19 protein-coding genes are annotated in these 22,231 nt (G+C 68.5%); 13 read left to right on the plus strand and 6 right to left on the minus strand.

Translation table 11 applies throughout. From position 1 onward, the window contains the following. Positions 1–15 precede the first annotated feature (15 nt). Entirely contained in the window at positions 16–1,761 is a 1,746-nt protein-coding gene (locus ACZY0Y_RS00995) for a formate--tetrahydrofolate ligase (RefSeq protein WP_463956478.1), read from the minus strand. Positions 1,762–1,820: 59 nt separating this feature from the next. Then, entirely contained in the window at positions 1,821–3,107 is a 1,287-nt protein-coding gene (mshA, locus tag ACZY0Y_RS01000; RefSeq protein WP_463956479.1) for a D-inositol-3-phosphate glycosyltransferase, read from the minus strand. Positions 3,108–3,260: 153 nt separating this feature from the next. On the opposite strand from mshA, the gene ACZY0Y_RS01005 reads away from it, so the two are divergent. Then, positions 3,261–3,797, plus strand: coding sequence for a GNAT family N-acetyltransferase (locus ACZY0Y_RS01005; protein ID WP_463879869.1), 537 nt, complete (start codon positions 3,261–3,263; stop codon positions 3,795–3,797). Between the two features lie 9 nt (positions 3,798–3,806). Here ACZY0Y_RS01005 and ACZY0Y_RS01010 read toward each other — a convergent pair whose 3' ends face one another. After that, positions 3,807–5,219 (minus strand): family 4 glycosyl hydrolase, encoded by a 1,413-nt coding sequence (locus tag ACZY0Y_RS01010; RefSeq protein ID WP_463879871.1) that lies wholly within the window; start codon positions 5,217–5,219, stop codon positions 3,807–3,809. A gap of 81 nt (positions 5,220–5,300) precedes the next feature. Between ACZY0Y_RS01010 and ACZY0Y_RS01015 the strand changes: the two genes are divergently transcribed. The 6 genes from ACZY0Y_RS01015 to tsaD all read left to right on the plus strand — a co-directional run bounded on the left by ACZY0Y_RS01015 (position 5,301) and on the right by tsaD (position 10,891). Then, positions 5,301–6,392, plus strand: coding sequence for a PfkB family carbohydrate kinase (locus tag ACZY0Y_RS01015; RefSeq protein ID WP_463879873.1), 1,092 nt, complete (start codon positions 5,301–5,303; stop codon positions 6,390–6,392). Between the two features lie 327 nt (positions 6,393–6,719). Beyond that, entirely contained in the window at positions 6,720–7,940 is a 1,221-nt protein-coding gene (alr, locus tag ACZY0Y_RS01020; protein ID WP_463879875.1) for an alanine racemase, read from the plus strand. Continuing rightward, a complete protein-coding gene (gene tsaE / locus ACZY0Y_RS01025; protein ID WP_463956480.1) occupies positions 7,937–8,548 on the plus strand; it encodes a tRNA (adenosine(37)-N6)-threonylcarbamoyltransferase complex ATPase subunit type 1 TsaE in 612 nt (203 codons plus the stop codon). The genes alr and tsaE overlap by 4 nt, the downstream gene beginning before the upstream one ends. Continuing rightward, positions 8,548–9,219, plus strand: coding sequence for a tRNA (adenosine(37)-N6)-threonylcarbamoyltransferase complex dimerization subunit type 1 TsaB (gene tsaB / locus ACZY0Y_RS01030; protein WP_463956481.1), 672 nt, complete (start codon positions 8,548–8,550; stop codon positions 9,217–9,219). The genes tsaE and tsaB overlap by 1 nt, the downstream gene beginning before the upstream one ends. A gap of 77 nt (positions 9,220–9,296) precedes the next feature. Further along, on the plus strand, positions 9,297–9,764 hold the full coding sequence (gene rimI / locus ACZY0Y_RS01035; RefSeq protein ID WP_463956482.1) for a ribosomal protein S18-alanine N-acetyltransferase: 468 nt from the start codon (positions 9,297–9,299) through the stop codon (positions 9,762–9,764). Next, complete coding sequence (tsaD, locus tag ACZY0Y_RS01040; RefSeq protein ID WP_463956484.1) at positions 9,761–10,891, plus strand: tRNA (adenosine(37)-N6)-threonylcarbamoyltransferase complex transferase subunit TsaD; 1,131 nt, start codon at positions 9,761–9,763, stop codon at positions 10,889–10,891. Before rimI ends, tsaD begins: the two co-directional genes overlap by 4 nt. Positions 10,892–11,002: 111 nt before the next feature. Here the strand turns inward: tsaD and ACZY0Y_RS01045 are convergent, their stop codons facing one another. Beyond that, positions 11,003–12,154 (minus strand): glutamate--cysteine ligase, encoded by a 1,152-nt coding sequence (locus tag ACZY0Y_RS01045; protein ID WP_463879887.1) that lies wholly within the window; start codon positions 12,152–12,154, stop codon positions 11,003–11,005. 226 nt (positions 12,155–12,380) lie between these two features. Here ACZY0Y_RS01045 and ACZY0Y_RS01050 point away from each other — a divergent pair, with 226 nt between their 5' ends. Next, positions 12,381–13,208, plus strand: a complete 828-nt coding sequence (locus tag ACZY0Y_RS01050) for a shikimate 5-dehydrogenase (protein WP_463956486.1) — start codon at positions 12,381–12,383, stop codon at positions 13,206–13,208. A 32-nt stretch (positions 13,209–13,240) separates the two neighbouring features. Here the strand turns inward: ACZY0Y_RS01050 and ACZY0Y_RS01055 are convergent, their stop codons facing one another. After that, positions 13,241–14,518 carry a THUMP-like domain-containing protein gene (locus ACZY0Y_RS01055; RefSeq protein WP_463956488.1) on the minus strand — a complete coding sequence of 426 codons (1,278 nt, stop codon included), beginning with the start codon at positions 14,516–14,518 and terminating at the stop codon, positions 13,241–13,243. A gap of 57 nt (positions 14,519–14,575) precedes the next feature. Here ACZY0Y_RS01055 and ACZY0Y_RS01060 point away from each other — a divergent pair, with 57 nt between their 5' ends. The 3 genes from ACZY0Y_RS01060 to groL all read left to right on the plus strand — a co-directional run bounded on the left by ACZY0Y_RS01060 (position 14,576) and on the right by groL (position 17,210). Beyond that, on the plus strand, positions 14,576–15,007 hold the full coding sequence (locus tag ACZY0Y_RS01060; protein ID WP_463956489.1) for a hypothetical protein: 432 nt from the start codon (positions 14,576–14,578) through the stop codon (positions 15,005–15,007). Positions 15,008–15,225: 218 nt separating this feature from the next. Further along, positions 15,226–15,522 carry a co-chaperone GroES gene (groES, locus tag ACZY0Y_RS01065; RefSeq protein ID WP_024367421.1) on the plus strand — a complete coding sequence of 99 codons (297 nt, stop codon included), beginning with the start codon at positions 15,226–15,228 and terminating at the stop codon, positions 15,520–15,522. Between the two features lie 77 nt (positions 15,523–15,599). Further along, on the plus strand, positions 15,600–17,210 hold the full coding sequence (gene groL, locus ACZY0Y_RS01070; RefSeq protein WP_024367422.1) for a chaperonin GroEL: 1,611 nt from the start codon (positions 15,600–15,602) through the stop codon (positions 17,208–17,210). 123 nt (positions 17,211–17,333) lie between these two features. Here groL and ACZY0Y_RS01075 read toward each other — a convergent pair whose 3' ends face one another. After that, on the minus strand, positions 17,334–18,302 hold the full coding sequence (locus ACZY0Y_RS01075; protein WP_463956490.1) for a DUF389 domain-containing protein: 969 nt from the start codon (positions 18,300–18,302) through the stop codon (positions 17,334–17,336). Positions 18,303–18,447: 145 nt separating this feature from the next. On the opposite strand from ACZY0Y_RS01075, the gene ACZY0Y_RS01080 reads away from it, so the two are divergent. Both ACZY0Y_RS01080 and guaB read left to right on the plus strand, forming a co-directional pair. Continuing rightward, the gene (locus ACZY0Y_RS01080) at positions 18,448–20,526 is read left to right on the plus strand and encodes an acyltransferase family protein (RefSeq protein WP_463956491.1); all 2,079 of its coding nucleotides are present in this window, start codon (positions 18,448–18,450) and stop codon (positions 20,524–20,526) included. Between the two features lie 180 nt (positions 20,527–20,706). Then, positions 20,707–22,218 carry an IMP dehydrogenase gene (guaB, locus tag ACZY0Y_RS01085; RefSeq protein WP_463879899.1) on the plus strand — a complete coding sequence of 504 codons (1,512 nt, stop codon included), beginning with the start codon at positions 20,707–20,709 and terminating at the stop codon, positions 22,216–22,218. Positions 22,219–22,231 lie beyond the last annotated feature (13 nt).

Below are 22,231 nucleotides of genomic sequence, written 5' to 3' on the forward strand. Positions count from 1 at the left end.
GATAGGGCAACGGGTCTAGAAGAGGCCGACTGGGTTGCCGCCGGCGTCGACGTCCATGCGCATTGCGGCCGGGACCCTGGGCAGTCCCGGCATAGTCATGACCGCGCCGGTGAGGGCCACGATGAAGCCTGCGCCGGTCTTGGGGATGAGGTCGCGGACATGCACCGTGAAACCCTTCGGGGCGCCCAGCTTGCCCGCGTCGTCACTGAAGGAATACTGGGTCTTCGCCATGCACACCGGGAAGCCCGACCAGCCGTTCTTCTCGATCTCCGCAAGCCGCTTAAGGGCCGGGACGGAGAAATCCACCCCGTCGGCGCCGTAGATTTCCTGCACGATCGTCCGGATCTTGTCCTCCACCGACATCTCCAGCGGGTACAGGTGCCGGAAGGTGTGCGGCGCCTCAATGGCCGCGGCGACCTTGGCCGCGAGCTCGTCACCGCCGTCGCCGCCCCCGCCGCGGCCCCAGACATCGGCCACGGCCGCCTGGACGCCCTCCGCGGCGCACCATTCCAGCAGCCAGTCCAGCTCCTCGCGGGTGTCTGTGGCGAACTTGTTGATCGCCACTACCGGGGTGATGCCGAACTTTTCCACGTTGCGGACATGGCGCTGAAGATTGACGACGCCGGCAGCCAGCGCGTCCAGGTTGGGCTCCTTAAGCTGGTCCTTGGCGACGCCGCCGTGCATCTTCAGGGCCCGGACGGTCGCCACGATCACGACGGCGGACGGAGCCACATCGGCGACGCGTGACTTGATGTCCATGTATTTTTCCGCGCCCAGATCCGCGCCGAAGCCGGCCTCGGTGACGACGATGTCCGCGAGGCTGCGGGCGGTCTGGGTGGCGATCAGGGAATTGCAGCCGTGGGCGATGTTGGCGAACGGTCCGCCGTGGACCAGGGCAGGGGTCCCGGCGATGGTCTGCACCAGGTTCGGTTTGATGGCGTCCTTGAGCAGCATGGTCAGGGCGCCCTGGACCCCCAGCTGGGCCACTGTGACCGGCTGCCGGTCGTAGGTGTAGCCGAACGTGATGCGGCCCAGCCGATCCCGGAGGTCGGCGAGGTCCGTGGCGAGGCAGAAGACCGCCATGATCTCCGAGGCCACGGTGATGTCGAAGCCGTCCTGCCGCGGGATGCCCTGCGTGGGACCGCCCAGGCCGATCACGACCTCGCGCAGGGAACGGTCGTTCATGTCCAGCACCCGCTTGAAGGTCATCCGGCGCGGGTCGATGTTCAGCTCGTTGCCCTGGTAGATGTGGTTGTCCACGAGGGCCATGAGGGCGTTGTTTGCCGAGGTGACGGCGTGGAAATCGCCGGTGAAGTGCAGGTTGATCTCATCCATCGGCAGCACCTGGGAGTAGCCGCCGCCCGTGGCGCCGCCCTTCATGCCCAGGATCGGGCCGAGCGAGGGTTCGCGCAGGGCGATCATCACCTTGTGGCCCGCACGGGCCAAGGAGTCCGCCAGCCCCACCGTCGTGGTGGACTTGCCCTCGCCGGCGGGCGTGGGCGACATCGCGGAGACGAGCACCACCTTGCCCGGGGCGCGGGCCGGGCCGCCCGCCGTCGAACCCGCGAGCTTGGCCGGATCGATCTTCGCCTTGAACCGGCCGTAGAGCTCGATGGCCTCGGCGCTGATGCCGGCCGCGGCGGCAATCTCCTCGATGGGCTTCATCGTGGCCTTCTGCGCGATCTCCAGGTCACTCAGCGCTGCGGTGCCGCCGGACGGTGCGGCGGCGGCAGCGGATCCGGGAATCGTGGTTTCAGACATCGTTGTCCTTTTTCTCGTGGCGTCGGTGGGTGTACCGGCCAGTGGTTTCAGGCCGCTTGTCAGCGGCCCGCGGTTCCGGTGGAGGGCGTGTGGCCCACCGGAATGGTCAAGTTTCCAAAATACTGGCTCAGCGCCGTGTGGTAGCTCTCCAGCGTGATCGCTGCCGTGCGTTGCCAGCCGAATTCCTGTGCATGCAGTGACGCCGCGCGGCCCATGTCCTCGCGGGTCGCCGGGTCGTCGTACAGGGCTTCCAGGGCATCGGCCCAGTCCGCGGCCTTGTGGCCCTCGACGAGCAACCCGGTCCGGCCGTCGAAGATGGCCCGGGACAGACCGCCGACTTTGGTGGCCACCACCGGTGTCCCGCACGCCTGGGCTTCGAGGGCCACGAGACCAAAGGATTCGCTGTAGGAGGGCATCACCACGACGTCGGCGGACCGGTACCAGCCAGCCAGTTTCGGAGCGCTGACCGGCGGATGGTGGGTGACGACGTCGTCCATTCCGGCGGCGCTGATTAGCGACTTCAGATCGAAGTCCCGGGACCCGCTGACCGCCCCGACGATAGTCAGCTGAAGGTCGATGTCAGGGCGGCGTGCCCGCAGCAGGGCGGCGGCCTTGATCAGGACCTGCGGGCCTTTCAGTCGCTGGATCCGCCCGGCGAACAGCAGATGGAAGCGGCCCGGCGGCACTCCGTGGGCGGCCCGGGCCCGGCTGCGGAACGCCGGCGTGAAGATGTCCAGGTCCACGCCCGGCGGGGCCACATCGATGTGGTCGTTGTCCGCGTTGTAGTGCGAGACCAGTTCCTCCGCTTCGGTGCCCGTGTTGGCGATCAGCCGGGTGGCGCCGTCGACAATGCGCTGCTCGCCGTCCTCGCGCCGGCGCGGTTCCGGCTGCTCACCGGCAACCAGCAGCATGTTCTTCACCTTGGCCATGGTGTGCATGGTGTGGACGAGGGGAAGTCCCCACAGGCTGGCGAGCTCGAGCCCGGCCACCCCGGAAACCCAGTAGTGCGAATGGATCACGTCATAGCGGCCGTGCGGCTGGAGCTGCCGGATCCGGTCGATTTCGGCAACCATGCTGTGCAGCAGCCCGGGCAGTTCCTCCTTGGGCAGCTTCCGGGCCGGGCCGGCCAGGACGTTGTGGACGCAAACTCCGGGGGAGGGGTGTTCGACGGCGGCCTGCCCGGCGGACGTGGAACGGGTGAAGATCTCCACCTCGACGCCGGTATCGGCAAGGGCCGCGGCGAGGGCGCGGATGTAGACGTTCATGCCCCCGGCGTCACCGGAACCGGGCTGCTCCATCGGCGAGGTGTGCAGCGAGAGGAAGGCGACGCGGCGGATCAGCGACATTCTGCTCCCTCCCGTGGACAGGTCCTGATGGCGCCCTGTTGGACACTGCCGGATCTGCGTTTCGATAAAACACTACTCCTGAAGTTCCCGCGGGTTCACAGGGCGGCGGGCGGCGCCGGTCACAGGGCCGGGCGTGCTGCTAACGTGACGGCTGTGAGCACAGAAGATCAGACAGCATCCACCGCCCCCGGCTGGGTCATCCGCCCGGCCGCCGGCGCGGACTGGCCTGCGGTCTGGGAGATCCTTGAGCCCGTCATCAGGGCCGGGGAAACCTTCACCTGGGACCGGGACACCACCGAGCACCAGGCCCGCGAACGCTGGTTCAAGCAGACCCCGGGCCAGACCTTCGTCGCGGCGGGGCGGGGTGAGCTCGCAGGGGTCATCCTGGGCACCGGCGAGCTGCACGCGAACCAGGGCGGCGGCGGAAGCCACGTCGCCAACGCCGGGTACATGGTCCATCCGGCGCACGGGGGCAAGGGGGTGGCCCGCGCGCTGTGCGCCTACTCGCTGGACGCGGCACGGGCCGCCGGGTTCCGCGCCATGCAGTTCAACGCCGTCGTGGAAAGCAATGTCCGGGCCGTTGCGGCCTGGCGGTCCATGGGCTTCGAGGTGCTGGCCACCATCCCGGACGCGTTCCTGCACCCGCGCCTGGGCTATGTGGGCCTGCTCGTGATGTACCGCAGGCTGTAGGTCCGGGACCTACTGCTTCCCGCGCCAGAGCTCCTGGAGTTGCGGAAATGCGTCCTCGTACCCGGCCAGCAGTTTTCCCGCGAGGTCCCCGGAGCCGACCAGCGGGTGCCGGGCGAAGGCCGCCAGGGCCGCGTCCCGCCGCCCGGCCCCCGTGGTCCCGGCATCCCGGCTGGTGGCCGTCACGACGAGCCGTTCGACGTCCTTGACCTGCTGCAGCAGCGCGAGTTGCGCCGGTGCGGGGCGTTCCTGCCGCAGGGGGACGACGCCGTCGGGACTCACCTGGCAGGGGACCTCGACGACGGCGTCCGCCGGCAGCCCCGGGATGGCCGGGTCGCCCGCGCCGGATTGGCCGGTGCTGTTGGGGGTGTTCAGGATCAGCTCCGCCGGGCCGCCGCCGGAGAGGGCGCGCATGACGGCGAGGGCGACCCGTTCGTAGCCGCCGCCGGCCAGATCCGTTTCATCCCGGCGCTCGCCGGCGGCCCGGGCTTCGGCGAGATAGCCCTCCTCGCGGGACCGGCGGGCGGCGTTCCACAGGGGGTAGGCCTCCGGGCCGGCGGCCGCGAGCCGGGGATAGAGCTCGGACTGTTGCCGGTCGATGGACTCGCCGCGTGTCGTGGCGGCGGACTGGATGCCGGCCAGGGCACGTTCGGTCTCGTAGTAGTAATAGAGGTATTCATTCGGCAGGCGCCCCAGGTCAGCGAGGAAGGGCTGCGGAAATAGCCGGCCTTCCTCGAAGCCGGCCAGGGCGCCGGCGTCGGCCAGCAGCCCGGGCAGCCTGTCCCTGCCCCCGGACTCCAGCCGGTACAGCCAGCCGAGATGGTTCAGGCCGTAGTACCCGACGCCGTCGAGCGTTCCCTCGGGCAGCACGACGCCGGCGGCGAGTGCCGCCCGGTGCACCAGCCCGCTGGCCGAATCGCAGATGCCGACCACCTTGCGGCCGAGCACCGGAACCAGGGCCTCGGTGACCATGCCCGCCGGGTTCGTGAAGTTCAGCAGCCACGCATCGGGGCAGTAGCGGCGCATGTGGGCAGCGAGGTCCAGCATGCGGGGGATGGAGCGCAGCGCGTAGGAGATGCCGCCGGCCCCCGTGGTCTCCTGGCCCAGGAGGCCCAGGTCCAGGGCCACCCGTTCGTCCGCGGTGCGGCCGGCTGTCCCGCCGGGGCGGATCGCGGCGAAGACGAGGTCCGTGCCGCGCAGCGCCTCGGCCAGGGATGTGGTGGCCCGGACGGCGGGAAGGGCGGCGGCGCGGGGCGCGTCCTGTTCTGCGAACGAGGCCAGCACCGCGTTAATGGCGGCGAGGCGGCCGGGGTCGACGTCGTACAGCACCAGCTCCCGGACCAGTCCGGCGAAGGGTCCCGCGCAGAGCGCCCGGTAGACCAGCGGTACCCGGAATCCGCCGCCCCCGGCAATCATCAGCCGCATGCCGACAGTCTATGCACACCGGCCCCGTCCGGGCCCGGCGCACGCCTTTCCAGCGGTTCCGGGACGGCGTAGGGTGCATACATGGACGCGATACCGACGCGGCGTTTTGACCCGCTTTCCGCTGTCCGTACCCCGGCGGCGGAGGGCTTCGACCTGCTGCTGACCGGAACTGTCTTCCAGGACATCATCTTCACCGGACTGCCGCACGCCCCCGTCGCCGGAACCGAGATCTGGAGCGACGGGATGGGCAGCTGCCCCGGAGGCGTGGCCAACCAGGCCATCGCTGCTGCACGGCTGGGGCTGCGGACCGGGCTGGCCGCCGCATTCGGCGACGACGGCTACGGCGACTACAACTGGAAGATCCTGGCCGGACAGGAGCACGTGGACCTGTCCCTGTCCCGGCGGGTCGCAGGCTGGCACTCACCGGTCACGGTGTCCCTCAGCGTGGAGCACGACCGGTCCATGGTGACGCACGGGCACCCGGCACCCGTGAGCTCCAGCGAACTGGTCGGCTGCCCGCCGCCGGCGCTCGCGGCCGTGGCTGAGCTTGGCGAGGAGCTGGAGCCGTGGGCGCTCGATGCGTACAAGGCCGGGGTGCGGCTGTTCGGCGACGTCGGCTGGGATCCCACCGGTGCCTGGTCCTCCTCCCGGCTGGACAACCTGCAGTACTTCCACGCCTTCATGCCGAACCAGCACGAGGCGATGGCCTTCACCGGGCACGACAACCCGTGGGCGGCCCTCTACACGCTGGCGGACAAGGTGCCGGTCGCCGTCGTGACCCTGGGGCCGCAGGGGGCCATGGCCGTGGACTCCCTAACCGGCGAAGAGGAGTGGGTGCCGTCGTTGCCCGTGTCCGCGTACGATCCGACCGGCGCGGGGGACTGCTTCGGCGCTGCGTTCATCGTTGGCTGCCTGGCCGGCTGGCCGCTCGGCGACAGGCTGCGGTTCGCCAATCTCTGCGCAGCCCTGGCCGTGCAGGAGGTCGGCGGCTCGCTGGCCGCACCCGGCTGGGGCGACATCGCCGACTGGTGGCAGCGGGCCAACGCCCGGAAGGAACGGCAGAGCAGCCAGTGGCTTCGGCGGTACCGCTTCCTCGAGGACATCATCCGTGATGTTCCGCAGGAAGCGCAAAGGCGGGCGACGGCGACCATCGCGCACCTTTCGGACGCGTAGACGGAGTCCGCGCGGCCCCCTCCCACTGGACATGCCCTCCGCTCAGGTCAGGGATTGGACATAATGCCGTTGTGCCCAGTCGTGGTCGCGGGCACTGAGCATGTCCCTCGCTCGGGCGGCGCGGGCGGCTCGGGTGGGCGGGGATGTGCATCACTCCTGGACCTGTTGGCCGCTGGACATGTCCTCCGCTCAGGTCGGGGAATGGACATAATGCCGTTGTGCCCAGTCATGGTCGCGGGCACTGAGCATGTCCCCCGGGGAGCGGAGTGCCAGGCGGCCGCGGCGCCCGAATTAAGCCGCATGCCCAGCCGCCCCTAGAATCGTTAAGTGACTTACCCAGCAGCAACAGGTGAATTCCGGCCCGACCCGGCGGTTCAGCCGGCCTACGCCGAGGAACGATCGGCAGTTATCGACCTTGAAGCCATCCGGCACAACGTCCGACGGCTGGCGGCTGTGGCATCGCCGGCGCAGGTCATGGCGGTGGTCAAGGCCGATGCCTACGGCCACGGCGCTGTTCCCGTGGCCCGCGCGGCCCTCGGCGCCGGAGCGAACTGGCTGGGGACCGCCCACATTTCCGAGGCCCTGGCCCTCCGCGCCGCCGGCATTGACGCCCCTCTGCTGGCCTGGCTGCACACCCCGGAGAGCAACTTCGCGGCTGCCGTGGCTGCCGGGATCGACATCGGCTGCTCGGGCTGGGAACTGGAACGCATCGTGGCGGCCGCCCGGGAGCAGGAACGGCCGGCCCGCGTGCACCTCAAAGTGGACACCGGGCTGGGCCGCAACGGGGCGACCCTGGATGCCTGGGACGGCCTAGTCGGCGAAGCCATGGAATATCAGGACCAGGGCCTGCTGCGGGTGGTGGGCATCTTCTCCCACCTGGCCGTCGCCGACGAACCCGAGCGCCCGGAAACTGACGAACAGCTCGCAGCCTTCCGCGAAGCCCTGGCCATCGCCCGGGACGCCGGCGTGGATCCCGAGGTGCGGCACCTCGCCAACACCCCGGCCACACTGTCCCGCCCCGACACGCACTTTGACCTTGTCCGCGTCGGGCTCGGCCTCTACGGGCTGTCGCCGTTCGACGGGCAGAGCTCGGGGGAGCTGGGCCTGCGCCCCGCCATGACCGTCCGCACGGTCGTTGCGCACTGCAAGGATGTGCCTGCCGGCCAAGGCGTCTCCTACGGGCTGAACTACCGCACCGGCGGTGCCAGCACGCTGGGGCTGATCCCGCTGGGCTACGCCGACGGCGTCCCGCGGATCGCCACCGGCGGACCGGTCCGGGTCGATGGCGTGAACTACCCCGTGGTGGGACGCATCGCGATGGACCAGATGGTCATCGATTTGGGTCCGCTCAGCGTGGCGGCCGGCGGGCGCAGCGTCCTCGGCGCCGAGGCGGTGCTGTTCGGCAACGGTGACGACGGCGGCCCCACCGCAGAGGACTGGGCCCGCGCGGCCGGCACCAACAACTATGAGATCGTCACGCGGATCAGTCCCCGGGTGCCGCGCCGCTACATCAATGAAGAGCCCGCCCGCGACGGGTCGCGGCCGTGAGCGCGCCAGCCTGGGAACGGACCCTGAACGTCCGGACCGCCGACGAAACCCACGCCCTTGCGGCCGTCCTCGGCGCCCAGCTCAGGGCCGGCGACCTGCTGGTCCTCACCGGCGAGCTCGGAGCGGGAAAGACCACCTTCGCCCAGGGCCTCGGGGAGGGCCTGGGGGTCCGCGCCGGGATCATCTCGCCGACCTTCGTGCTGGTCCGCATCCACCCCAACCTGCCCGACGGCCCCCGGCCGGGCGGCCCGGACCTGGTCCACGTTGACGCCTACCGGCTGGGTTCGGCCTCGGAAATCGACGACATCGACCTGGAAAACACCATGGACAGCGCGGTGACGGTCGTGGAATGGGGCCGCGGCCGGGTGGAGCACCTGAGCGAGAGCCGGCTTGAGGTGGACCTGATCCGCAGCCTGGGCGGCACCTCCGCCGCCCCCGAAACCGCCACCCTCTCGCCGGGAACCCTCGATTTCGACACCGGGGAGGACGACGAACCCCGTACGATCGTGATCCGCGGTTTCGGTCCCCGCTGGCTGGATCCCCCCGTCCTGCCCGCGCCCGCGAGGACCGCAACCACGCCCGCGCCCCACACCCCGGAAGGGAACTGATGCTGATCCTTGCCATGGACACCTCGGCCGTGGCCAGCGCCGCGCTCGTTTCCGATGACACCCCGGAATCCGTCGTGGCGAGCTTTGCCACCGAGGACACCCGGAGCCACGCCGAAGTACTGGCGCCGGGAATCGCGGCGCTCCTGGCCGAGGCCGGCCTCACCGGCGCGGACGTCGACGCCGTCGTCACCGGGGTGGGGCCCGGCCCCTTCACCGGCCTGCGCTCGGGGATTGTCACGGCCCGCACCCTCTCGTTCGTCTGGGGCAAACCTCTCTACGGCCTCATGAGCCTGGACGCCATCGCCTTGGAGGTGGCGGAGTCCACGGACGCGGCGCCCGAGTTCATCGTCGCCACCGATGCCCGGCGCAAAGAGGTCTACTGGGCCCGGTATGCCCTCAGCACTGGCCAGCTGCCCCAGCTGCTGGACGGCCCGCACGTCGGCTTCGCCGCGGAACTTCCCGGGCTTCCGGTCTACGGCGCCGGCGCCGGCCTGTATGCCGACGTCGTCAAGGCCGTCCCGGAATTCAGCTCCCGCCAGCCGGAGGCCCTCTCGCTGGGCCAGTTCGCCCTCGCACGGCTCGCGGCAGGGGAACAGCTGCTCGATTCCACCCCGCTCTACCTGCGCGAGTCCGATGCCCAGGTCCCCGGCCCGCGGAAGCGGGCGCTGTGAACACGGGGTCCGCAGGACCGAACACAGGACAGAATGCAGGACCGGCGGGGCTTCCCGGCGGTGTGACCCTCCGGGACATGACCGCTGCGGACATCCCCGCGGTGCATGAGCTGGAGTGCCGGCTGTTCCCGGTGGACGCCTGGCCCATGCAGATGTTCGTCGCCGAGCTGGCGCAGGCCGACACCCGGCGCTACCTCGTGGCCGAGCGTGCCGGTCAGATCGTCGGCTACGCCGGGCTGATGTGCATCGAGCCGATCGCGGATGTCCAGACCATCGCCGTCGTGCCGGAGCAGGAAGGCAAGGGGATAGGGTCGGCGCTCCTCACCGAACTCATCCGGGAAAGCCGGCAGCGACGTGCCGAGGACGTGCTCCTGGAGGTCCGGGCCGACAACCCCCGCGCCCAGCAGCTCTACCGCCGCTACGGATTCGAGCAGATCCACGTCCGGCCCCGCTACTACCGCGACGGCGTCGACGCGCTGATCATGCGGCTCCGGCTCGGCACCACCCACCCCCACACCGCGCCCAGGGAAGCAGACCGCCCATGAACAGCACCCAGCACGCCGGGCCGCTGGTCCTGGGCATCGAATCCTCCTGCGACGAGACCGGCGTCGGGATTGTCCGCGGGACGCAGCTGCTGACAAATACTGTGTCCTCCTCCATGGACGAACACGTCCGGTTCGGCGGCGTGATTCCCGAGATCGCCTCCCGCGCCCACCTGGACGCCTTCGTCCCCACCCTCCGCGAGGCGCTGGCCGAGGCCGGGGTGACGCTGGAGGACATCGACGCGATCGCCGTCACGTCCGGTCCAGGGCTCGCGGGAGCCCTGATGGTGGGGGTCTGCGCGGCCAAGGCGCTCGCCGTTGCCACCGGCAAACCGCTTTACGCCATCAACCACCTCGTGGCGCACGTCGGCGTCGGGCTGCTCCAGACGGACGACGGCGGCCCGGCCTTCGCCGGCACCCCGCGGGCGAACGCCATGCCCACGAACGCCCTGCCGGAAAACTTGGGCGCCCTGCTGGTCTCCGGCGGCCACACCGAAATCCTGCGGATCCGGAACATCACCGGGGACGTTCAGCTGCTCGGGTCCACCATCGACGACGCCGCCGGCGAGGCCTACGACAAGGTGGCGCGGCTGCTGGGCCTGGGTTATCCGGGCGGCCCGGCCATCGACAAGCTGGCACGCGCCGGCAACGCCAAGGCGATCCGCTTCCCGCGCGGCCTGAGCCAGCCCAAATACATGGGGACCGCGGACGAACCCGGCCCGCACCGCTACGACTGGTCATTCAGCGGACTCAAGACCGCCGTCGCGCGCTGCGTGGAGCAATTCGAGGCCCGCGGCGAGACGGTGCCGGTGGCGGACATCGCCGCAGCCTTCCAGGAGGCTGTCGTGGACATCATTACGTCCAAAGCGGTGCTCGCTTGCCGGGAGAACGGCATCACCGAACTGCTGCTGGGCGGCGGCGTGGCAGCGAATTCACGGCTGCGCCAGCTCACGGAACAGCGCTGCAGAGCCGCCGGGATCCGGCTGACCGTCCCGCCGCTGGCCCTGTGCACGGACAACGGCGCCATGGTCGCGGCCCTCGGCGCGCAGCTGGTGATGGCCGGGATCGCCCCAAGCGGCATCGGCTTCGCACCGGATTCCTCGATGCCGGTCACCACCGTCTCGGCCTGAGGCGGTCCGCGTCGCTGGCCCAAGTAGCTGGCAGTTGCGGCCGTTTTGGGGGCTGAAAACGGCCTTTGCTGCCAGTCAGATGGGCGCGCCTCGCGGAAGCAGAGGCGTGTCCTAGGCTTCGGGGCCCTTACGCATCTGCTGGACCAGATCCAGTACGACGGCGCGCAGGTCGCCGCCGTGCTCTGCCGCCACGCGCCGCTGCCGCTGGTACCCGGCGCCGCGCTCGATGATCTTCAGGACGTCAGCCAACTCTGCAACGCAGTCCAGTTTCACGGCGACGGGTCCAAGCCGCGCGACCGTCTCGCGGATGTGGTCCGTGACGAGCTGTTCGTTGCCCTCGGCGTCGAGGATGATGATGGCGTCCAGCCCGTAGCGGGCGGCACGCCACTTGTTCTCCTGCACATGCCAGGGCGGCATGGTGGGGATGGTGCCGCCGTTGTCCAGCGTCGTGGAGAACTCGTCGACGAGGCACTGGGTCAGGGCGGCGATGGCGCCGACTTCCTCGAGCGTGGCCAGACCGTCGCAGATGCGCATCTCGATGGTGCCGAAATGCGGGACGGGCCGGATGTCCCAGCGGATTTCGGAGAGTGAATCGATCACGCCGGTGGTGAACATGTCCTGGGCGTAGGACTCGAAGTCCTCCCAGGTGGCGAACTGGAACGGGAGGCCAGCGGTGGGCAGCTGCTGGAACATCAGGGCCCGCTGGGAGGCGTAACCGGTGTCCTCGCCGCCCCAGAACGGGCTGGAGGCGGAGAGCGCCTGGAAATGCGGGAAATAGTTCACCAGGCCGTCCAGCACGGGAAGGACCTTGTCCCGGCTGTCCAGGCCGACATGCACGTGGACGCCGTAGATCACCATCTGGCGGCCCCACCACTGGGTGCGGTCAATGAGCTTGGCGTAACGCTCCTTGTCCGTCACGGGCTGCAGCTGCGGGGGGCTGAAGGGGTGGCTGCCGGCGCAGAAGATTTCGACGCCCATCGGATCGGTGACGTCACGGACGGCGGCGAGGGAGCTGCTCAGGTCCGCTTTCGCTTCCGCCACGGTGTTGCAGATCCCGGTGACCAGCTCCACCGTGTTCAACAGCAACTCCTGCTTGATGTGCGGGTGCTCGTCGTCCTCGTTCAGCTCGGGATGCCTCGCAGCGACACCGCGGAGGACCTCTTTGGCCACGGAGGCCAGTTCCCCGGTTTCCGCGTCCACGAGGGCGAGTTCCCATTCCACACCAAGAGTTGATTGCCTGGATGAAGCGAAATCAATCTTCATGTGGTCCCTTCATTGTTTGGCTGTCCGTTTCCTGCCGGCGGCCAGCGTCATGGGCGGATTTGCCGGACAGTTGGCGGGGCAACGGTGGCTCAAGTCTAGTGCAGGAGCGGCATTGGGCCGGCGGAAGGATTGCTGCAAAAACGTGAAAGTGTTCACAAAAGTACGCGGATGCGGCGCTGTGCGGGGGGCGCCCGCCGTCGCGGCCGGCCTGGCGTTTAATGGAGGGGTGCCCATCCTGAATAAAGACATGACCCTGTGCATCTCGCTCTCGGCCCGGCCGAGCAACAACGGGACGCGCTTCCATAACCACCTGTACGAACAGCTTGGCCTGAACTGGATCTACAAGGCCTTCGCCCCCACGGACCTTGCCCAGGCTATCGCCGGCGTGCGTGGCCTGGGAATCCGCGGCTGTGCCGTGTCCATGCCCTACAAGGAAGACGTCATTGCGCTTGTGGATGTGATGGACCCGTCCGCGAAAGCCATCGACTCGGTCAACACAATCGTGAACGACGGCGGCACGCTCACCGCGTACAACACCGACTACACGGCGATCGAGCAGTTGCTGCAGCGCAACGCCGTGCCGACTGGCTACTCGGTGCTGTTGAAGGGTGCCGGCGGCATGGCCAAGGCCACCGCCGCTGCCCTGCGCGACGCCGGGTTCCGGAACGTCACCGTGATCGCTCGCAACGAGGAGGCGGGACGGGCGCTCGCCGGGCTCTACGGTTTTGCCTGGCGCGCCGACGTCGATTCATCCGGCGCGGTGGCGGCCGACATGCTCATCAACGTGACGCCTATTGGTATGGCAGGCAGCCCCGACGCCGGCTCGCTGTCATTCCCGCAGGAGGCCATCGACGCCGCAAAGGTGGTCTTCGACGTCGTCGCGTTGCCGGCTGAGACCCCGCTGATCAAGGCCGCGCGCGCGGCCGGCAAAGCCGTCATCACCGGCGCAGAGGTGGCGACCATCCAGGCGCTGGAGCAGTTTGTGCTCTACACGGGGATCCGGCCCACGGACGAGCAGGTCCGGGCAGCCGAGGAGTTTATGCGCGCCCAGTAGCGCACTGCGGCTCCGGGCCAGGGAAACCAGCCCTAGACCGGCGCCACCGAAATGGCCACCCGCTCGTCCCCGATCCGGGTGAGGACCAGGGTGGCCGTTTCTTTGCCGACGCCTTTCCCTCCGGTCTTCCCTCCCGTCTTCCCTCCGGTCTTCCCTCCCGTCTTCCCTCCGGTCTTCCCTCCGGGGAGGAGCTGTTTGCGCAGCTCCTCCGGGGTGACGGAAGTGCCGCGCTTCTTGATATCCAGCACGCCGATGCCCTGGTCCTTGACCCAGGCCTTGAGGGCCTTGACGTTGTAGGGCATCACATCCAGGACCTTGTAGGCCCGGGCGAAGGGGGTGTCCCGCAGTTCCGGGGCGCAGATGTAGGCGATGTGCTCGTCCACGAGGTGCCCGCCCAGCTGCAGGGCGACGTCGGCCACGAGTCCGGCGCGGATGACGGCGCCGTCGGGCTCGTAGAGGTACCCCTCCACCGGGCCGACCGGGGCGACCGGGCCGCCGTCGAAGTCCTCGGCGCTGGTGAGCTCCGCTGCGCCTGCGGGCCCGAGCAGGAGGGCCGCGCGCCGGATCCCGGGCCGCCGGACAGCGTTGAACCACAGCGCCACTTCGGTGACGTCCCCGCCCACCGACACCCACTGGGCTTCGCAATCCCCGGGCACTGAGTCGTGCGGCATGCCCGGGCCCATCTTCACGCCCACGGCGAGCCCGGCGCCGGCCAGGGACTCGACGAAGGACAGCGGCGGGGAAAAGTCCTCCGGGTCCCAGAGCCGCTTCGTGCCCGAGGTGGAGGTGGTGCGGCGCGCCGGGTCCAGCCAGACGCCGTCGATTCCGTCGAGGGAAACGGTCGTTGCATCGGAATGGACCACCGTGGCGTTCCGGAACGGGATCAGGTTCATCGTGGCGCAGGCCGCCGTCGTTTCGTCCCTCTCCACGGCCGTGACCGTGATGTCCAGGGAGGCGAGTGCCATGGCATCGGCACCGAGGCCGCAGCCGAGATCCGCCACATGCTGCGCGCCGGCCTCCGCGAAACGCTGCGCGTGCCGGGCCGCCACGGTGAGCCGGGTGGCCTGTTCCAGACCCGCCTGGGTGAAGATCATCTGCCGGGCGAACTCGCCGAACTTGGCCTCGGCCCTGGTCCGCAGCCGGGACTGGGTGAGTACGGCGGAGACGAGTTCGGGGGAGTGGCCGGCCTTCCGGAGGGAGGCGTTGAGGCGGAGCGCCTCCTCCTCCCGGTACGGGCCGAGCGACGCCAGTAACTCCCAGCCCTCGGGGTTCAGCAGCGGTGCGATCTGGTCCTGCGGTGCGTCAGCCATGGGATCAAGCCTAGTTCAGGGCGTCGTGGGGGCCTTGCGCCCGATAGGCTTGACGGCATGGACGACAGCGGCACAGCAGACAGCGGCACGGATGCAGGATACCCGGAAGGCGACGCCGCCCGGCCGGATGCCGACGGCGGCCGTCCCGCCCGCCACGGACTCGCCCGCTATGCCCGCCCGGCGCTGGTCGCCGGCATTGCCATCGCCGTCGTTTGCGCGGCGTTCCTGGTCATCATCTTCTTCCTGGACTCCTTCAACGCCACCGTGTATTCCGTCGGCGGCAAGGACGTCACCGATGCCACCGACGAGGCCAAGGCCATCCGCGAGAACTACGCTGCGGTCCGCGCCGGCGGCATTGCCTTCCTGGTCACCGGCGCTGCCCTTGCAGCGGCGGGCGGACTGGTGCTGTACCGGCACCGGAACGACCCCGGAGGCCGCGGCGAGGACAACGGTGAGGATGTGGACTTCGAGGACCTCGGCGGACAGTAGCCAGCCGCGGTGCAGCGTTCACCCATGACGAATTTCTGGCACTCGCCTTGACCGAGTGCTAACTCCTTACATAGAGTCGTCATTAGCACTCTCCCTAGGCGGGTGCTAACACCTGAAGCTTTATCAGCCAGGCTGCTGCCGGCACCGCGACGACGGTCTGTATGCCTTGGCCCCACAGCTTTAATGTCCACGAATTTGCTGACGAAAAGGAGAGGTCATTGTCGGTCTCTATTAAGCCTCTTGAGGATCGTATTGTTGTCCGCCCGCTCGAAGCCGAGCAGACCACGGCTTCCGGCCTGGTTATCCCGGACTCCGCGCAGGAAAAGCCGCAGGAAGGCGAAGTTGTTGCAGTAGGCCCCGGCCGCTTTGACGACAACGGCAACCGCGTTCCGATCGACGTCACCGTCGGCGACGTTGTTATCTACTCCAAGTACGGCGGAACTGAAGTCAAGACCGGCGGCACCGAGTACCTCGTGCTCTCCGCCCGCGACGTTCTGGCGATCGTCGTAAAGTAACTCTCTTGGACCCCGCGCCGCAGATCCTTTTCAGACGGGTCAGCTGCGCGGGGTTCTGTCTTTGAAAGGACAAAACCATGGCAAAGCAGCTTGCGTTTAACGACGCTGCCCGCCGGTCGCTTGAAGCCGGCATCGATAAGCTCGCCAACACGGTCAAGGTGACGCTTGGCCCCCGCGGCCGCAACGTCGTGCTGGACAAGAAGTGGGGCGCCCCCACGATCACCAACGATGGTGTCACCATCGCCCGCGAAGTCGAACTCGACGATCCCTACGAAAACCTTGGCGCGCAGCTTGCCAAGGAGGTCGCCACCAAGACCAACGATGTTGCCGGTGACGGCACCACCACGGCTACCGTCCTGGCTCAGGCGCTCGTCAAGGAAGGCCTCCGCAACGTGGCGGCAGGCGCAGCTCCGGGCGAAATCAAGCGCGGCATCGAGGTCTCTGTTGAGGCCGTCGCAGCCCGGCTGCTCGAAAACGCCCGCCCGGTCGCCGGCGACCAGGTCGCCAACGTCGCAGCCATCTCCGCGCAGAGCGACGAGATCGGCGAGCTTCTGGCCGAGGCCTTCGGCAAGGTCGGCAAGGATGGTGTGATCACCATTGAGGAATCCTCCACCACGCAGACCGAACTGGTCCTCACCGAGGGCATGCAGTTCGACAAGGGCTACCTGTCCCCGTACTTCGTCACCGACGCGGAACGCCAGGAAGCAGTCCTCGAAGACGCACTGATCCTGATCAACCAGGGCAAGATCTCCTCGGTCCAGGACTTCCTGCCGCTGCTGGAAAAGGCGCTGCAGAGCTCCAAGCCGCTCTTCATCATCGCCGAGGACGTCGAGGGCGAGGCACTGTCCACGCTCATCGTCAACCGCATCCGTGGCACCCTGAACGTTGTCGCCGTCAAGGCACCGGGCTTCGGCGACCGCCGCAAGGCCATGCTGCAGGACATCGCCACCCTCACGGGCGCACAGGTTGTCTCGCCGGAACTGGGCCTCAGCCTGGACACGGTCGGCCTTGAGGTGCTCGGTACCGCCCGGCGCATCACGGTCACCAAGGACAACACCACCATCGTTGACGGCGCCGGTTCGGCAGAGGACGTTGCAGCCCGGGTTTCCCAGCTGCGCGCCGAGCTGACCCGCACCGATTCCGACTGGGACAAGGAAAAGCTGCAGGAACGCCTGGCCAAGCTGGCCGGCGGCATCGGCGTGATCAAGGTCGGCGCAGCCACCGAGGTCGAGCTCAAGGAAAAGAAGCACCGCATCGAGGACGCCGTGTCCTCGACCCGCGCTGCCCTTGAAGAAGGCATCGTCGCCGGCGGTGGCGCCGCCCTCATCCACGCCCTCAAGGCGCTCGACGAGGATCCCGCCGTCAAGGCCCTCGAAGGTGACGCGGCTGCTGCTGTCGGCATCGTCCGCCGGGCACTGACCCAGCCGCTGCGCTGGATCGCCCAGAACGCAGGCTTCGACGGCTACGTCGTCGTCGCCAAGGTGGCCGAATCCGCCAACAACCAGGGCTTCAACGCCAAGACCGGCGAATACGAAGACCTGATCGCTGCCGGCGTCATCGACCCCGTAAAGGTGACGCGCGCGGCCCTCCGCAACGCGGCTTCCATCGCGGCGCTGGTGCTCACCACGGAAACCCTCGTGGTCGAAAAGCCTGCCGACGAAGACCAGCACGCAGGCCACCAGCACTAAGGTTCACGGCGGCTCCTACGCGGGTGCCGAAGCTACACCAGGACCAGCACAATAAAAGACCGGACCAGCACCAGCTGGTCCGGTCTTTTATTGTTCGCCCCCCGCTGGCCCCTTCGGCGTGGATCAGCCCCCGGAGCGTGTGGCCTTCCGCCGCAGCCGCAGTGCGGCGCCCCGCGGAGGGCGATTGGTGACGAGCCGGTAGAAGATCAGCACGGCAACCGCGGCGGCCACGATTCCCACGAGGTTCAGCCCCAGCTGAAGGGCCGAACCGGCCGCCTTCTGGTATTCGCCCAGGACCAGCGCCACAGCTACGAACCCCGCGGCCGGGACCGTCGTCACGGAGATGAACACCCCGACCAGCGCAGCAGACCGCCGGCTGATCACGGACAGCATCCCCGCGGTCCCGGCCAGCACGGCAACGATGAGCGAATAGGGGCCGGGGTGGTAAATGAAATCCACGGCGGATCCGCGGTCGAGCACGTCGGCCGGAAAGAGGCCCAGCGGCACGGATAGCCACGCGGTGAGGGCAGCCGCCAGCATGGCCACCGGGAAACCGATGCCAAGCGCCAGCGCCGCACTGCGCCCCAGCGGCCATTGCCGCCGCACAAGTGCCACCGCCAATGCCGCCAGGGGACCGAATTCCGGGCCTACCGCCATCGCCCCGACAATGGCGATGGTCGAATCCGTGACGATCCCGATGGCCGCCAGCTGGGTCGCAAGGATCAGGAACGCCAGATAGCTCCATGTGAGCCGCGAGTCTTCGCCTGTCTGCCGGGACACCTCGTCCCAGATCACGGTGTCCGCGCCTTCGCCGGGGGCGTCGGCAGTGGCCTTGTCCGCCCGGTCCGAGAGCACCAACTCGGGCGTGGTGACCGAGATCGACCCCAGCTCCTGGACATTCAGGGCGTGGAGTTTCTCCACGAGCCGCTCCACGGACTCCCGCGCCAGCAGGACGTGGAGGATGTCCCCGGGAGGAAGAACGGAAGCAGCACGCTGGCGGGAAACTTCCGCGACGCCCAGCTCGCCCGTGCAGCAGTCCATGACGGCGGCGGACAGCTCGTCCGGGACACAAATGCGCAACTGTGCGATCACGACGGGGCCTCCTCTGGCTCGTTACAGGGTAGCCTCCGGGACGGCAGAAGACCCGCGGCCAAGCCTCTGTGTGGGGCGGTGATTGGCCAGAGAAATTACGGCTCGGTAACATTGACGTTTTGGAATCCGCCTGAAGGGGCTCTTTGTGTCGAACGAGCGAACCATAGCCAGCCCGCAGCCAGCGGATGCGGGTTCTCCAAGGCGCACAAAACCAGGCTACCGGCCCGAAGTCCAGGGCCTGCGCGCCCTCGCGGTCCTGATGGTGGTCACCTACCACGTGTGGCTCGGGCGGGTCTCGGGCGGGGTGGATGTCTTCCTGCTGATTTCGGCGTTCCTGATGACTCTCAGCTTCGCCCGCAAGGTCGAGGGCGGAAAGCCCCTGCGTCTGGCAAGCCACTGGCTCCACTTGCTCAAGCGGCTGCTGCCCGCCGTCGTCGTGGTCGTCCTGGGCGTCCTGGTGGGCACCCGGGTGATCCTCCCCGAGAACCGCTGGCCGGACGTGCTGGACCAGTCCTGGGCCTCCCTGCTGTACCGGCAGAACTGGCTCCTGGCGGAATCCGCCGTCGACTACTACGCACAGGACCATTCCGGCGCCAGCCCGCTGCAGCACTTCTGGTCGCTGTCCATCCAGGGCCAGGTGTTCCTGCTCTGGCCGCTCGTGTTTGCCGGCGCCGCCCTGCTGCTGCGCTTCCTGCGGCGGACCCCCTGGGGCAACCGGGTGAGCTACGCCGCCCTCCTGGCCGCGGCTTTCGGCGCGATCTTCGTTGCGTCGCTCCTTTTTTCCATCGAACAGACGGCCACCAACCAGTCCTACGCCTACTTCGACACCCGCACCCGGCTCTGGGAGTTCGCGCTCGGCTCGCTGCTGGCCCTTGCGCTGCCGCACCTCAAGCCCGGCAAAATGCTGCGGGTAGTCCTCGGCTGGGTCGGCCTCGCCGCGATGCTCTCCTGCGGCCTCCTGCTCACCGTGGACCGCTCCTTCCCGGGCTTCATTGCGCTGTGGCCGACGCTGGCCGCGGCCGCCATCATCGTGGCCGGACAAAGCGGCAGCCGCTTCGGCGTGGACCGATTCCTGACCTGGAAGCCGCTGGTGGCCCTCGGGGACAACTCGTACGCCCTGTACCTCTGGCACTGGCCGCTGCTGGTGCTGGCCCTCGCCGGGACGGGCATCGCCGCGCCGAACCTCGTCCAGGGCCTGGCGATCGTGGCCGCCTCGATCGTGCTGGCCGTGCTGACCACAAGGTTCGTGGAGAAGCCGTTGCGCGAGTGGCACTGGCCGCAGCGCCGCGGCTGGCGAACCGCCGTCGTGATTGCAGCGTGCGGCGCGCTGCTGGCGGGTCCGGTGTCCGTGTGGCAGAGCAGGATCATGGCAGACGAGGCCGTCGCCGCGGCGCAGCCGAAGGAATTGACCCCCGGCGCGGCCGCCCTGGCGCCCGAGAATGCGGGCAAGCCGACGCCTGAGGCGAAGATCATCCCGGCTCCGGTCGCCATGAAGAACGAGTGGGCTGACATCGACGGGCGGTGCGCGGACGGGAACGTCCCGGGCGATCCGCTGCTCGCCGGTTGCCTGCAGAACAGCCGCCCGGACACCGTCACCAAGCGCATTGTGGTGCTCGGTGATTCCCACGCCCAGCAGTACATGGCGGCGCTCGGCCCGATCGCCCGAAGCCACGGCTGGGAAGTCGTCGCGCTCCTGAAAGGCAACTGCCGTTTCGGCGGCGAGTCCCCGGACCGGGACGCCGAGTGCAACGCCTTCAACGCAGCCAGCGCCCAGTACGTCCTGGACCACAAGCCCGACGCGGTCTTCACGGTCGCCTCGCTCACCCACAAAGACGCACCCTTCGAAACCGAGGTGCCCCGCTACCTGGAAGGCATCAAACCCTTCACCGACGCCGGCATGGACGTGGTGGGCATCCGCGACAACCCGCGCTTCAACATGAACATGCCCGAATGTGTCCAGAAAAACGGACCCGACGCCCCGAAGTGCAGGGTGCCGCTGCAGGAGTCCCTGGCCGACTCCTCGCCCCTGGACGCGTACCGGGGGAGGGTGCCGGGACTGCACCTGATGGACCTGAGCGACTTCATCTGCGCCGACGGAATCTGCCCGGCCGTCGTCGGGAATGTGTACGTCTACAAGGACGACAACCACCTGACCAAGACTTATGTCCAGAGCATGATCCCCATGTTCGAAGACCGGCTGCTGGCGGCTACCGGCTGGACGTGACGCGGCGGCGCCGCATGGCCGGTGCCGTTGCTCACATTACTGCCCCGGAATATGGGGATCGCCGCCGAGGTTCTAGTATTTATTCAACACTTCTGCACAGGCCATGCCCGTAATGACGGGCTGGTCATCTGTTGCAACCCCTACCCGTGAAACCCCGTAACCAAGGTAAGAGGCGCACTCATGACCCAGCCCGAACACAACCCCTTCGGCTTCATCGGACTGACGTATGACGACGTCCTGCTGCTGCCCGGCCACACGGACGTCATCCCGTCCGAGGCAGACACCTCCTCCCGGATCTCCAAGCGCATCACCGTGAACACGCCGTTGCTCTCCGCCGCGATGGACACCGTGACCGAGTCGCGGATGGCGATCGCCATGGCGCGCCAGGGTGGCCTCGGGGTCGTGCACCGCAACCTCTCCATCGAAGACCAGGCCGACCAGGTGGACCGGGTCAAGCGCAGCGAATCCGGCATGATCACCAACCCGCTGACCATCGGCCCGGAAGCGACGCTCGCCGAGCTGGATGAAATCTGCTCGCACTACCGCGTCTCCGGCCTGCCCGTGGTGGACGAGGGCATGAGGCTGCTGGGCATCGTCACGAACCGCGACACCCGCTTCGTGCCGGAAGCAGACTTCCCGATCCGCCTGGTCAGCGATGTTATGACCAAGATGCCCCTCGTCACGGGGCACGTCGGCATCAGCCGCGAGGAAGCCTCGCACAAGCTCGCGACCAACAAGATCGAAAAGCTCCCGCTCGTTGACGAGCAGGGCCGGCTCAAGGGCCTCATCACCACCAAGGACTTCACCAAGGCCGAGCAGTACCCGCTGGCGACCAAGGACGACGAAGGCCGGCTGCGCGTCGGCGCGGCCATCGGGTTCTTCGGTGACGGCTGGGAACGGGCCATGGCCCTGATCGATGCTGGTGTGGACGCGCTCTTCGTGGACACCGCCAACGGCCACTCCCAGGGTGTCCTGGACATGATCCGCCGGCTGAAGTCGGATCCGGTGGCGGCACACGTGGACATCATCGGCGGCCAGGCCGCCACGCGCGAAGGCGCCCAGGCGCTCATCGACGCCGGCGCTGACGGCATCAAGGTCGGCGTCGGCCCGGGCTCCATCTGCACCACCCGCGTGGTCGCCGGCGTCGGCGTCCCGCAGATCACGGCCATCTACGAATCCGCCAAGGCCGCTATTCCGGCCGGCGTCCCGCTGATCGCCGACGGCGGACTGCAGTACTCGGGCGACATCGGCAAGGCCCTGGTCGCCGGAGCGGACACCGTGATGCTCGGCTCCCTGCTGGCCGGCTGCGACGAGTCCCCGGGTGACCTGATCTTCGTCAACGGCAAGCAGTTCAAGCTCTACCGCGGCATGGGTTCGCTCGGGGCCATGCAGACCCGCGGCAAGAACACCTCCTACTCCAAGGACCGCTACTTCCAGGCCGACGTCTCCGGCGATGACAAGCTCATCCCGGAGGGCATCGAGGGCCGGGTAGCCTACCGCGGCCCGCTCGCCTCGGTGGCGTACCAGCTGGTCGGCGGCCTCCGCCAGACCATGTTCTACACGGGAGCCCCGACCGTTCCGGAGCTCAAGGCCCGCGGGAAGTTCGTCCGGATCACGGCGGCCGGGCTCAAGGAATCCCACCCGCATGACATCCAGATGACGGTGGAAGCCCCCAACTACGGGTCGCGCTAGTCCCCAGCCGCCC

The organism is Pseudarthrobacter kochi (assembly GCF_055412805.1).

Excerpts from the sequence above, each read along its gene's own strand:
- tsaB (WP_463956481.1), top strand. The coding sequence starts at position 8,548 with ATGCTGATCCTTGCCATGGACACCTCGGCCGTGGCCAGCGCCGCGCTC.
- ACZY0Y_RS01055 (WP_463956488.1), bottom strand. The coding sequence starts at position 14,518 with ATGGCTGACGCACCGCAGGACCAGATCGCACCGCTGCTGAACCCCGAG.
- ACZY0Y_RS00995 (WP_463956478.1), bottom strand. The coding sequence starts at position 1,761 with ATGTCTGAAACCACGATTCCCGGATCCGCTGCCGCCGCCGCACCGTCC.
- groL (WP_024367422.1), top strand. The coding sequence starts at position 15,600 with ATGGCAAAGCAGCTTGCGTTTAACGACGCTGCCCGCCGGTCGCTTGAA.
- tsaD (WP_463956484.1), top strand. The coding sequence starts at position 9,761 with ATGAACAGCACCCAGCACGCCGGGCCGCTGGTCCTGGGCATCGAATCC.
- mshA (WP_463956479.1), bottom strand. The coding sequence starts at position 3,107 with ATGTCGCTGATCCGCCGCGTCGCCTTCCTCTCGCTGCACACCTCGCCG.
- ACZY0Y_RS01045 (WP_463879887.1), bottom strand. The coding sequence starts at position 12,154 with ATGAAGATTGATTTCGCTTCATCCAGGCAATCAACTCTTGGTGTGGAA.
- guaB (WP_463879899.1), top strand. The coding sequence starts at position 20,707 with ATGACCCAGCCCGAACACAACCCCTTCGGCTTCATCGGACTGACGTAT.
- ACZY0Y_RS01015 (WP_463879873.1), top strand. The coding sequence starts at position 5,301 with ATGGACGCGATACCGACGCGGCGTTTTGACCCGCTTTCCGCTGTCCGT.
- rimI (WP_463956482.1), top strand. The coding sequence starts at position 9,297 with ATGACCGCTGCGGACATCCCCGCGGTGCATGAGCTGGAGTGCCGGCTG.
- ACZY0Y_RS01010 (WP_463879871.1), bottom strand. The coding sequence starts at position 5,219 with ATGCGGCTGATGATTGCCGGGGGCGGCGGATTCCGGGTACCGCTGGTC.
- ACZY0Y_RS01060 (WP_463956489.1), top strand. The coding sequence starts at position 14,576 with ATGGACGACAGCGGCACAGCAGACAGCGGCACGGATGCAGGATACCCG.